Origin of the sequence: Nonomuraea lactucae (assembly GCF_003313395.1) — a bacterium.
GTDB classification, from domain to species: domain Bacteria; phylum Actinomycetota; class Actinomycetes; order Streptosporangiales; family Streptosporangiaceae; genus Nonomuraea; species Nonomuraea lactucae.
In genome coordinates this window covers 1-11,228 of the sequence record NZ_QNFZ01000971.1, presented here as the reverse complement: position 1 = coordinate 11,228, position 11,228 = coordinate 1, and the positions used below count along the sequence as shown (strand labels likewise).

General features: G+C 73.2%; 10 protein-coding genes and 1 tRNA gene. 6 read left to right on the top strand and 5 right to left on the bottom strand.

The window, feature by feature from the left end; all coding sequences use genetic code 11:
• Positions 1 to 42: 42 nt before the first annotated feature.
• A complete protein-coding gene (locus DQW85_RS34340) occupies positions 43 to 375 on the bottom strand; it encodes a DUF3618 domain-containing protein (RefSeq protein ID WP_113703920.1) in 333 nt (110 codons plus the stop codon).
• A gap of 150 nt (positions 376 to 525) precedes the next feature.
• Here DQW85_RS34340 and bcp point away from each other — a divergent pair, with 150 nt between their 5' ends.
• Positions 526 to 999 carry a thioredoxin-dependent thiol peroxidase gene (bcp, locus tag DQW85_RS34335; protein WP_113703919.1) on the top strand — a complete coding sequence of 158 codons (474 nt, stop codon included), beginning with the start codon at positions 526 to 528 and terminating at the stop codon, positions 997 to 999.
• Positions 1,000 to 1,222: 223 nt separating this feature from the next.
• Positions 1,223 to 1,295 (top strand) — tRNA-Leu (locus DQW85_RS34330).
• Positions 1,296 to 1,390: 95 nt separating this feature from the next.
• Here the strand turns inward: DQW85_RS34330 and DQW85_RS45030 are convergent.
• Positions 1,391 to 2,080, bottom strand: coding sequence for a chromosomal replication initiator protein DnaA (locus DQW85_RS45030; RefSeq protein ID WP_162795600.1), 690 nt, complete (start codon positions 2,078 to 2,080; stop codon positions 1,391 to 1,393).
• Between the two features lie 335 nt (positions 2,081 to 2,415).
• Between DQW85_RS45030 and DQW85_RS34320 the strand changes: the two genes are divergently transcribed.
• The 4 genes from DQW85_RS34320 to DQW85_RS34305 all read left to right on the top strand — a co-directional run bounded on the left by DQW85_RS34320 (position 2,416) and on the right by DQW85_RS34305 (position 7,661).
• Positions 2,416 to 3,594 carry a sensor histidine kinase gene (locus DQW85_RS34320; RefSeq protein WP_240197614.1) on the top strand — a complete coding sequence of 393 codons (1,179 nt, stop codon included), beginning with the start codon at positions 2,416 to 2,418 and terminating at the stop codon, positions 3,592 to 3,594.
• A gap of 19 nt (positions 3,595 to 3,613) precedes the next feature.
• A complete protein-coding gene (locus DQW85_RS34315) occupies positions 3,614 to 4,264 on the top strand; it encodes a response regulator (RefSeq protein WP_240197613.1) in 651 nt (216 codons plus the stop codon).
• A gap of 132 nt (positions 4,265 to 4,396) precedes the next feature.
• On the top strand, positions 4,397 to 5,149 hold the full coding sequence (locus tag DQW85_RS34310) for an ABC transporter ATP-binding protein (protein WP_113703916.1): 753 nt from the start codon (positions 4,397 to 4,399) through the stop codon (positions 5,147 to 5,149).
• Position 5,150: 1 nt separating this feature from the next.
• On the top strand, positions 5,151 to 7,661 hold the full coding sequence (locus DQW85_RS34305) for an ABC transporter permease (RefSeq protein ID WP_113703915.1): 2,511 nt from the start codon (positions 5,151 to 5,153) through the stop codon (positions 7,659 to 7,661).
• A 54-nt stretch (positions 7,662 to 7,715) separates the two neighbouring features.
• Here DQW85_RS34305 and DQW85_RS34300 read toward each other — a convergent pair whose 3' ends face one another.
• From DQW85_RS34300 to DQW85_RS34290, 3 genes are all read right to left on the bottom strand, one after another.
• The gene (locus tag DQW85_RS34300) at positions 7,716 to 7,985 is read right to left on the bottom strand and encodes a hypothetical protein (RefSeq protein ID WP_113703914.1); all 270 of its coding nucleotides are present in this window, start codon (positions 7,983 to 7,985) and stop codon (positions 7,716 to 7,718) included.
• Entirely contained in the window at positions 7,982 to 9,013 is a 1,032-nt protein-coding gene (locus DQW85_RS34295; protein ID WP_240197612.1) for a toxin glutamine deamidase domain-containing protein, read from the bottom strand. Before DQW85_RS34295 ends, DQW85_RS34300 begins: the two co-directional genes overlap by 4 nt.
• 663 nt (positions 9,014 to 9,676) lie before the next feature.
• On the bottom strand, positions 9,677 to 11,228 hold a 1,552-nt coding region (locus DQW85_RS34290; RefSeq protein ID WP_240197611.1), incomplete at its 5' end, for a molybdopterin-dependent oxidoreductase.

Below are 11,228 nucleotides of genomic sequence, written 5' to 3'. Positions count from 1 at the left end.
GGCAGCTCGGCGACGGCGGCGCGACGGGTCAGCGGCGGCGGGTCAGCGGCGGCGGTTGCGGCGGCGGAGCAGCACGACGGCCGCACCGATCACCAGCACGGCCCCCACCCCGATCAGCACCGGCGCCAGGTTGGGCGGCCCTTCGTCCCACAGCTGGTCGGCGTCGCCCTCCTGCCGGGCCGGCCGCGACGTCATCCCCAGCGCGTCGCCCACGGACCCCACGAGGTGCCCGGCCCTGGTCCTCACGTCGGCCACCGTGCGCTCGGCGACCCGCTTGGGGCTCACCCGGTCGGCGATGGCGTCGACCGTCCGCGCCAGCTCCGCGCGCGTTCGCGCGATCCGCCGCTCCAGCTCGTCGGGATCGGTGTCAGCCATGGCTCTCCTCTCGACCACGCTCGCGGTCGTCCTCGCTCCGCGCCCGGAACGAGCACGCCCCCTCCGGCCGTGATCAGTCTGTCAGGTCGGCACGCCGTACGGCACAGCGGGCGGGCCGGTAGGTTTTGCACGACGCACACTGGAGGACCCATGACCGAGACCAAGCTCGCGCCCGGCGACGCCGCGCCCGAGTTCACGCTACCCACAGCCGACGGCGGCACCGTCTCTCTCGACGACTACCGCGGCAAGCGGGTGATCCTCTATTTCTACCCCGGCGCGATGACGGCGGGCTGCACCAAGCAGGCGTGCGACTTCCGCGACAACCTCGGCCAGTTGACGGCCGAGGGATTCGTCGTGCTCGGCGTGTCAAAGGACAAGACGGACAAGCTCGTCAAGTTCGCCGAGCGCGACGCCCTGACGTTCCCGCTGCTGTCCGACCCCGACCTCGACGTCCACAAGGCCTACGGCGCGTATGGCACCAAGAAGCTCTACGGCAAGGAGGTCGTGGGCGTGATTCGCTCGACCTTCGTCATCGACGCCGACGGGAAGATCGAGCGGGCGCTCTACAACGTGAAGGCCACGGGCCACGTGGCCGGCCTGAAGAAGAAGCTCGGCCTCGCCTGACCCGGTCCGCGTTTTGGAAAGGCACCGCCGCCCGCGGGCCGACGGAAAAAAGGGCCCGCGGGATCCTCGGCGCCACATGGGAAAGCCGGGGTGCTCCACGCCTGCGCAGCCTGTAGGATTGAGGGCACGTGGCAGAGAAAGCCGTCAATCGACAATGTGCGCACTCTTTGCCCGAATTGCCTTTTCCAGTCCGAAAACCGGGCCGTTCAGGAAAGGCGAAAAAGGGGTCGTAGCCCAATGGCAGAGGCGCAGTCTTTAGGTGGCTGTTAGTGTGGGTTCGAATCCCACCGGCCCTACCTGGTTCTCTCTCGATGAGCCTGCACGGCTGAGGCCGGTGCCCGTATCACGGGCACCGGCCGGTCCAGCCTCCACCAACCGGTCCGGGTGGGGGTCAGCCGGTCAGGGTGGGGCCGGGGGTTGGGCTCAGGCTCTTCGACGGCCTCGGGCCGGGCGTCTCGAGCGGCATCTCCTGATGGCAGAAGGTCTCGCCCTGGACCTTGCGGCAGCCCGGGGCGCCGGGGCTCGGGTCGGCGGGCCCGCCGGGGTCGCGCTCCAGGTTGGGCTCGCGGTCCAGCTCGGGCGGGCGGTCCCACTCCGGGTCACGGTCCCACCGGGGCGAGTCCCAGGTGGCGCTCTGGTCGGGCCTGTCGGCGGGACCACTGGCCATCGCCACGGTGAGGCCGCCCACCAGGCCGCCGACCATCAGGCCGATCAGGCCCGCGGCGATGACCTGGGCCTGCTTCTGGCGCATGAAGTCACGGAACCCGCCCGACTTCGGCGGCTCCCAGGGGGCTGTCGGCGGCGCCTGGGCCATCAGGGTGCCTCCTGCGGGATAGCGCGGCAACGCGTCGGGACCGGTGCCGGCCGGGCCACCGCCCCCGGCATGGGGGCCGGGTCCGGCATGGCCTGGACCGGCATAGGGGCCGGGCCCGGCATGGGAGCCGGACGCGGCGGCGAAGTGCGGCGTGGTGGCCGCGGCGGGGCCGGACGGCGCGCCGGCCGGCGGAAGGAACGAGGCCTCCCGCCCGGTCGGAGGGACCTCCCCTGGCCCGCCCTGAAGGTGCGACTGCTCGCCGGTCACGGTGGGGCCGTCTCCCGGAGGAGAGGCCCGCTCCGGCGGTCCCGCCTCACGCGTTAACTCGGAGGTGTCTGCCTGGGCCGCATCGCGAGATGTCTCCGGGGTCTCCCCAGGGGACGGGTCGCGCGGCGCTTCCTCTTCGCCGCGCGACCCGGCGTCGCGATCATGATCCGCCATCACGATCTCCCTTTACTCGCCCCCCAGTGGGCGCTCCCTATGTAAATAGGATGCCCAACGCTTGGTAAAGCCCGCGTAAGACTCGGATGGGACTCAAGTCGTACAGCGACATCCCCCTGAAGGCGGACAAAGCTCCGGCTGGCCCTACATATCGTGATGATGTGTTCGGCAGGTTACATGCGTGGTCAAGTCGCCACACCAAGCTGAGCGAGGCCCTGCGGGTGGCGCCGCTCGCCGGGCTGTCGCTCTTCGGCGCCTGGCCGTACTCGACTGGCGAGCCGGTCGGCACCGGGACCCCGCTCGACCTGACCGGCTACCTCGCCGTCTCCACGGCGGTGCTGGCGCCGCTGCCGTGGCAGCGGCGGTGGCCGCTCGCGGCGTTCACAGGCGTGGCGCTGGTCAGCTTCGGCCAGTGGCTGCTGGGGATCGACCCGGTGGCGGCCAACCTCGCGGTGCTGATGGCGCTCTGGTCGGTCGCCTACAGCCACCCGTTCTGGTGGGCGCTCGCGGCGGCGCTGGTGGCCGAGCTGGGGGTGTTCCTGGTGCTGGTGCGCTGGGGGCAGGTCTCGTTCAGCATGTTCTTCAGCGGCTCGATCTTCGTCGTCACGGCCTGGCTCGCCGGCCTGTACGCGGGCACGCGCCGGCGCTACCTGGAGAGCCTGGAGGAGCGGGCCGAACGCGCCGAACGCGAGCGCGACCAGCAGGCCAGGATGGCCGCCACGGCCGAGCGCACCCGCATCGCCAGGGAGCTGCACGACGTGGTCGCGCACAACGTCAGCGTGATCGTCGTCCAGGCCGACGGCGCCGGCTACGCCATCGACAGCGACCCCGAGCAGGCGCGCCTGGCCGTGCGGAACATCTCCAGGACAGGCCGCGAGGCACTCGCCGAGATGCGCAGGCTGGTCGGGGTGCTGCGCGAGGCCGAGGCGGACACCACCGACTACACGCCGCAGCCGGGCCTGGCACAGCTTGAGGAACTGGTGCGCGGCGCGGGCGTGCCGGCGCGGCTGCGGGTGAGCGGCGTGCCGTCCGAGCTGCCCGAGGGGCAGCAGCTCGCCGTCTACCGCATCGTTCAGGAGGCCCTCACGAACGCGCTCAAGCACGGCGGGCCGGGCGTCCAGGCGCTGGTCGAGCTGCTGTACGGCGGGACGGAGCTGACGGTCCGGGTGACCGACGACGGCCGCGGGGCGGCTGCGCCGCACAGCCCCGGCGGCCACGGCCTGGTCGGGATGCGGGAGCGGGTCGGCATGTACGGCGGGGCGGTGTCGGCGGAGCCGCGGCCGGGCGGCGGGTTCGAGGTGCTGGCCAGGCTGCCGGTGCCCGCGAGGAGAGCCGCGTAGTGGCCGGAGGCGAGGTGCTGTGATCCGGGTGATGCTGGTCGACGACCAGGAGCTGCTGCGGGCCGGGTTCCGGATGGTGCTGGGAGCCCAGCCCGACATCAAGGTGGTGGCCGAGGCCGGCGACGGCGCGCAGGCGCTGGAGGTCCTGCGCGGCACCGAGGTGGACGTGGTGCTCATGGACGTGCGCATGCCCAGGATGGACGGCGTCGAGGCGACCAGCCGGATCGACGGCCCGAAGGTGCTGATCCTGACCACGTTCGACCTGGACGAGTACGCGTTCGCCGCGGTCAAGGCGGGCGCGTCGGGCTTCCTGCTGAAGGACGTGCCGCCGGGTGACCTGGTGAGCGCGATCAGGGCGGTGCACGCCGGCGACGCCGTCGTGGCGCCGAGGACGCTGCGGCGGATGCTCGACAGGTTCGCCGCGAACCTGCCCACCCGGGAGCTGCCCGACGTGGCGGAGCTGACCCCGCGAGAGCGGGAGGTGCTGCTGATGGTGGCGCGCGGACTGTCCAACCTGGAGATCGCCGCCGCCCTGAAGGTGGCCGAGGGCACGGTGAAGACGCACCTGGGCAGGGTGCTGGCGAAGCTGGGGCTGCGCGACCGGGCACAGGCCGTGGTGTTCGCGTACGAGGCGGGACTGATCGTGCCGTCACATCGGCCGAAAGTCTGACGCCCGTCATCCGTTGGCCTACCCGAAGTCCCTCCTCAGGGCCCATGAGCACCGCGGAGCCCGCCCCTAGCGTGGTTCGCGTTCATCAGCGCATCCACCAGCGCATCCATCAGCGCATCCGAAGGAGCGAACGTGACCCTCACCGAGACGCGGCGCCATGCCCCTCCCGCCGTCGTGGCCAGGGGCCTGACCAAGGTGTACGGCCAGGGCGACGCCCGGGTACACGCCCTGCGAGGAGTGGACGTGGCCTTCGCGACCGGCGCCTTCACCGCGATCATGGGGCCGTCCGGGTCGGGCAAGTCCACCCTGATGCACTGCCTGGCCGGGCTCGACACCGCCACCTCCGGCACCGTGCACATCGGTGACGTGGAGCTGACGGGGCTGGGCGACCGGCGGCTGACGCTGCTGCGCCGGGAGCGGATCGGCTTCGTCTTCCAGGCGTTCAACCTGCTGCCGACGCTGACCGCCGAGCAGAACATCCGCCTGCCGCTGGAGATCGCCGGCAGGCGGGCGGACCAGGTGCTGTTCGACCGGGTCATCCGGACGGTCGGACTGCGGGACCGGCTGGGCCACCGGCCCACCGAGCTGTCCGGCGGGCAGCAGCAGCGCGTGGCCGTGGCCAGGGCGCTCATCAGCAAGCCCCAGGTGATCTTCGCGGACGAGCCGACGGGCAACCTCGACTCGCGCAGCGGCGCGGAGGTGCTGTCGTTCCTGCGCTCGTCGGTGCGCGAACTGGGGCAGACCATCGTCATGGTCACGCACGACCCGATGGCCGCCTCGTACGCGGACCGGGTGGTGTTCCTGCACGACGGCGAGCTGGTCACCGAGCTCGACGCGCCCACGCCGCAGTCGGTGCTCGACACGCTGATGCGGCTGGAGGGCTGAGGTGCTCAAGACGGCTGTCGCGGGGCTGCGGGCGCACCGGCTGCGGCTGCTGCTCACCTCCCTGGCGATCACACTCGGCGTGGGCTTCATCGCGGGCACGTTCGTGCTGACCGACACCCTCAAGGCCGGGTTCTCCCAGCGCATCACGGCCGAGGCGGACAAGGTGGCCGTTGCCGTACTGCCCAGGGAACGGGACCCCGCGCGGCCGGGAGAGCAGGCCCCCGTGCTGTCGGCGAGCCTGCTGGAACGGCTGCGCGCCCTGCCCGGCGTCACCGACGCGCGGGGCCTGGTGCGTGGCCAGGCGCCGCTGCTCGGCAAGGACGGCAAGGCGGCCGGGGACATGGCGACGTCGGGCATCTCCGTCGCCTCCGGCCCGCTGAACCGCACCACGATCGTCAGCGGCACCGGCCCCGGCTCCGACGACGGGGCGGCCGTGCTCGACGAGAACACCGCCAAGACCCACGGCTTCCAGGTCGGCGACACGATCACCGTCCTCGACCAGGAGAAGCGCGCGCACCAGTTCAAGCTCGTCGGCCTGCTCGACCCCGGCGTCGACCAGGAGCTCGCATACACCGGCGCGGTCGGCTTCACCACGGCCACCGCGCAGCGGATGACCGGCGAGAAGGGCTTCCGCGAGATCGACGTCGCCGGGGCCGACCCCGCCCGGCTCAAGCGGGCCGTGGCGGCGGCAGCGGACCCGGGCGCCGAGGTCGTGACCGGCGCGGAGCTCGCCGGGCGCCTCGCCCGCCAGGCCGGGGTGGAGACGGAGGCGCTGACCGTCGGGCTGCTCATGTTCGGCCTGGTGGCCATGATGGTGGCCGCGCTGGTCATCTACAACACGTTCAACATCCTCGTCGCGCAGCGCACCCGCGAGATGGCGCTGCTGCGCTGCATCGGCGCGACGCGCGGGCAGGTGTTCGGCTCGATCCTGATCGAGTCGGCGGTGGTCGGGGTGGTCTCGTCCGTGCTGGGCCTGCTCACCGGGTACGGGCTCGGCGCGGTCACGATGGCGGTCCTGAGGGCGTACGACGCGCCGCTGCCGACCGGCGCGAGCGTGACGCTGTCGCCGGCGACGATCGTGATCGGCCTGACCGTCGGCCTGGTGGTCACCGTGGGCGCGGCGCTGCTGCCGGCCCGGACGGCCACGCGGGTCGCGCCGGTGGCGGCGCTGCGCGCGCAGGCAGAGGAGCAGACGTTCCGCACCGGTCTGCTGCGGGCGCTCCTCGCCGCCGCCTTCCTGCTGGCCGGACTCGGTGCGGCGGGTGTGGGCGCGCTGGTGATGGATCCGGGGCAGGCGTCGCTCTTCGTCGTCATGGCCGGTGGGGCGGTGACCTTCCTGGGCGTGCTGATCCTGGGGCCGGTGCTGGTGAGGCCGCTCAGCGCGCTGGTGGGCTGGGTGCCGCGCAAGCTGTTCGGCGTGCCGGGGCGGCTGGCTGTGGACAACTCGGGCCGCAACCCCAGGCGGGCCGCCACCACGACCGTCGCGCTGACCATCGGGGTGACGTTGATGACGCTGATCTCGGTGGTCACGGCGTCGACCCGGGTGACGGTGGCCGCCAAACTGGACGAGCAGTTTCCCGTCGACTACCTGCTGGCCACCCAGGACCGCGACTCCAGCATCCCCCGTTCCGTAGGCGAGTCGCTGCGGAAGCGGCCGGAGCTGGCCAAGGTGGTGCAGATCCGCGACACCACGGCCACGTCCGGCGACACGCCGGTCCTGGTGGGCACGTTCGCCGGGCCCTTGGAGCCGGACGTCACGGCGGGCTCCGCGCGCGCCCTCGCCGCCGGGCAGGTCGCGGTGGCCGCCAGCGTGGCAGCGGACCTGGGCGTGCGGGTCGGCGACTCCCTGCCGGTGAGGACCAAGCGGGCGGGCACGGTCTCGCTCAAGGTCGTGGCCCTGCTGGGCGACGAGTCGCCGCTGCCGTCGCTCACCGTGGCCGAGCCGGAGTTCGACCGCTACTTCGGCAAGCTGCCGGACTCCCAGGTGCTTGTCAACATCAAGGACGGCGTGCCCGCCGGGCAGGCCCGCAAGGTGGTGGACGCGGCCACCGCGGCCTATCCGACGCTCAAGGTGGCGAGCTCCACCGAGGTTCGGGGCGAGTTCGACGAGACGCTCGACATGGTCCTGATGATCATCACGGGGCTGCTCGGCCTGGCGATCCTCATCTCGCTCCTGGGCATCGCCAACACGCTCTCGCTGTCGGTGCACGAGCGCACCAGGGAATCGGCGCTGCTGCGGGCGCTCGGGCTGACCAGGCCGCAGCTACGGCGGATGCTGTCGGTCGAGGCCCTGGTGCTCGGGCTGATCGGCGCGCTGGTCGGCGTGGCGCTCGGCGGGGTGTTCGGCTGGGCGGCGGTACGCGCCATGATCGACGGGGCCAGCTTCTCGGTGCCCGGCGGGCAGATCGCGCTGTTCGTGGCGCTGTCGGGGCTGGCGGGCGTGCTGGCCGCGGTGCTTCCGGCGCGCCGGGCCGCCCGAGCCTCCATCGTCGGCTCCCTCGCCGCAACCTGACGCTGCCGGGAGGCCCGAGCCGGACGCCCCCGCTCCTGGGGCCCGTACGAGCGCTCAGCGGGGGGTGCGGCCCGGCCATAGCTCCGCGACCGACTCAGGGTCGAGGAGCGGGCGGCACACGACCTCGCCCGAGACCCGGTCGATCACGATGCAGCCTCCGCCGACAGTGCCCGGCAGCGAGGCCGGGTCGTCCGGCTCGGGCTCGCGCACCCAGGCCACGTACCCCTGGTTGAACCGGTGGATCCCCACGACCACCGGGTCGTTCACCGGCCGCACACCGTTGAAGTACTCCTCCGCCACGGCCCTGGCCTGGTCGAGGTTCATCGGGGCTGCCCCTGCCTGTCGATGACGATGCAGAACACGCCGGTCACGGTCGTGTAGGGAGGCTCGACCGCCATGTGCCCGCGCTGGGCGTCGATCCAGATCACCTCGCCACCGGAGTTGACGGCGTTCCACGCGTGGGCGCCGCCGCCCGGCCAGCGCACCAGGATGACGGCGGCGGCGCCGTGCCCGGCGTCGATCAGCCGCCGCGCCAGCATGGGGTAGGCGTGCCGCCCATGGCCCGCGTACTGGAACCGCTGCCCGATCCACCGCTCGATCCGCGCGGTGCCGCCCGCCTCGCCGGTGAGCAGCGGCCTGCCGATCCGGTCGTGCTCCGGGTGCCTGGGCGCGGCGGCGGCGGGCTCGCCGTACCAGGTGGACAGCACGGCCAGCGCGCAGTCGGCGGCGTTGGCGGCTCGGAACGGGTCGTCCGCCGGTCCCCCGCCGTTGATCAGCCTCACCCAGGTGCCGCGCGGGTCGGGGAACCGGGTGCCGTTCGGCACCGCGAGGGCCAGGTCGTGCTCGACCTGCCGGTCCGGCCGCGCCAGCCCGCCCGGCACGCCGTACGGCCTGGACTGGGAGAGCCGCGGCGGGCGGTGCGGCCGATCGAACCAGGTCTCCCCCGTCCCCGTCCCATCTGGCGGACCGGCCTCGAAGCCGCCGCGCACCCCCACAGTCCCACCCGCCGGAACCGCCTCGTACCCACGCGACCCCATCGAGCCACCCAACAGGCCCGCCTCGTACCCATGGGACCCCATCGAGCCACCCAACGGACCCGCCTCGGATCCACGCGGCTCCGTGAGCGCGCCCGGCGGGCCCGCCTCGAAGCGGGCCGACGCCTGAAGGCCGGCCGGCACCTCAGAGCCGAAAGCCGCCTCAGAGCCGAACGACGTCTCCGGCCCGAACGGCGCCTCCGGACCGAACGGCGCCGCCGGACCGAACGGCGCCTCCGGACCGAACGGCGCCGAACCCGCGAACCCGTGCGGGCCCATCGGCCCGCGCAGTGCCGACGTCTCGGAAGCGCGTGGCACCGCCGAAGGGGGCGGCAGGGGCGTCTCCGGACCGAACGGCGGCGTCAGGGTGGGCCCAGACGGCGGAGTCGACGCAGGCGGCGGGCTTGCCTGGGAGGGCCAGGTTGTCGCAGCCGTCAGGGTCGGCCCAAACGGCGGCGTGGACGCAGACGGCGGGGTCGCCTGGGGCGGCGAGGTTGCCGCAGGCGTCAGGGTGGCCTCACGTGGAGGGATGGCCTCACCTGGGCGGCTGGCCTCACGTGGAGGGGTGACAGCCTCACGTGGCGGGGCGTCCTCAGGCGGCCACGTCACCTCGCGTGGCGACGTCACTTCACGTGGCGACATCACTTCACGTGGCGGAGTCGGCGGCAAGGAGCCGAGGGCCGGGGCCGGGCGGGGTCCGGCCGGGGCAGGTCCGGGCGGGGCGGGTTCGGCGGCGCGCTCGTAGTCGCGCCACCGCACCCCGTCGCCGACCACAGGGTTGTAGTCGTCCCCGGGAAGGGCCCACCGGAAGCCGGGCTTGCGGTCGCGGAACACGTCCTGCCTCCTGTCGTGCTTGACGACCGATCGTAGGGCCGCCACCGCCCGCCGGGAGGGCGAGTCGGCAAGTTTCGCGGCACGAACTACCCGTCGTACCAGCACAAACATGGAGAACCCCACCAGAGCCGCCCCCGGCCTCAGCGGTCAGGTGACGTCCACCGTGACGCTGTGCCAGCCGGTCGCGCCGTCCGGGGCGGTAGGCGCCTGCTGCTCCGGCTGGGTGCGGCCGGCGGCGTCGGTGGCCCGGACCTCGATCGTGTGGCGGCCCGGGGTGGCGTTCCAGTCGAGCGCCCACTGCCGCCACGTGTCCGGCCCCGGCACCTGGGCGAGCCGTGCCTGCCGCCACTCGCCCCGGTCTACGCGGACCTCCACGGCGTCGATGCCGGTGTGCTGCGCCCAGGCGACTCCGGCGATCGCGGTCGGTCCGGCCGGGAGCGAGGCGCCCGATCTGGGCACGTCGATGCGCGACTGCGTCTTGATCGGCGCCTTGGCGGCCCAGCCGCGCGGCGTCCAGTACGCCTCGTCCCGGTCGAACCTCGTCACCTTCACGTCAACCACCCACTTGGTGGCCGAGACGTACCCGTACAGGCCGGGCACCACCTGGCGCACCGGGAAGCCGTGGTCGACCGGGAGCACCTCGCCGTTCATCGCGACGGCGAACAGCGCGTCACGCCCGTCCATGATCACGTCCACCGGGGTCCCGCAGGTGAACCCGTCGTCGGAGGTGGACAGCAGCATGTCGGCTCCCGGCTGGAGCCCGGCCTCGCGCAGCACGTCGGCCATGCGCACGCCGAGCCAGCGGGCGTTGCCCGCGTACGGGCCGCCGACCTCGTTCGACACGCAGGTCAGCGTCACGTCGGCCTCGGTGAGCGGTCTCTTGAGCAGGTCGGCGTACGTGAGCTCGATCGGCCGGTCCACCATGCCGTGAACGCGCAGCCGCCACGCCGCGGGATCGACCTGGGGGACGATGAGGGCGGTGTCCACCCTGTAGAAGTCACGATTTTTCGTGACGAAGGGGGATAGGCCGTTGATGCCGAGATCCACACCGGCGGGCAGCGGCTTGGCCGGTGTGGCGGGAGCGGGCAGGGCCAGCCCTCCCCTGGCCGCGTCCACCGCCTGCCGCCCGGACAGCATCCGCCCGAGCACGGCGGCGCCCCCCGCGACCACCACGCCACCGGCCACCCCGGTCAGCAGCCGCCGCCGATCGAACGCGCGCAGATCCTCCCCGGCCCGCATCACCACCGGCCGCTCCACCCCGCCCGGCTCCTCCTCGGCGGGTACGGGCTGGGGCCGTGTCCCTGCCGCGCGCCGGATCAGCCACGCCAGCGTCCAGGCCCCGGCGAGCGCTCCCACGATGGCCGGCAGGGCGTCGAGAGGCTCCGCGCCCGGCCGGGTGAGCACGGCGGCCACCCCCACGGCACCCAGCAGGGCCGGTCCCGCGTACGCGTAGACAGCCCGGCGCCGCGCGAGGACGCCGATCACGGCCGCGAACCCGGTGAGCACCACGAGCACGCCCGCGATCAGGACCGTCTTGTCGTTCTCGCCGAAGGTGGCGATCGCGAAGTCCTTCACGGGCGCCGGCGTCAGGTCGACGGCCGCGTTGCCGACCGCCACGACCGGGGACGCCTCCGGCCCCACGAGCGCGGCGGACAGCTGGGCCACGCCGAGCGCCACGGCCCCGGCCGCCACGCCCGCG

Excerpts from the sequence above, each read along its gene's own strand:
- DQW85_RS34300 (WP_113703914.1), bottom strand. The coding sequence starts at position 7,985 with ATGAACCTCGACCAGGCCAGGGCCGTGGCGGAGGAGTACTTCAACGGT.
- bcp (WP_113703919.1), top strand. The coding sequence starts at position 526 with ATGACCGAGACCAAGCTCGCGCCCGGCGACGCCGCGCCCGAGTTCACG.
- DQW85_RS34340 (WP_113703920.1), bottom strand. The coding sequence starts at position 375 with ATGGCTGACACCGATCCCGACGAGCTGGAGCGGCGGATCGCGCGAACG.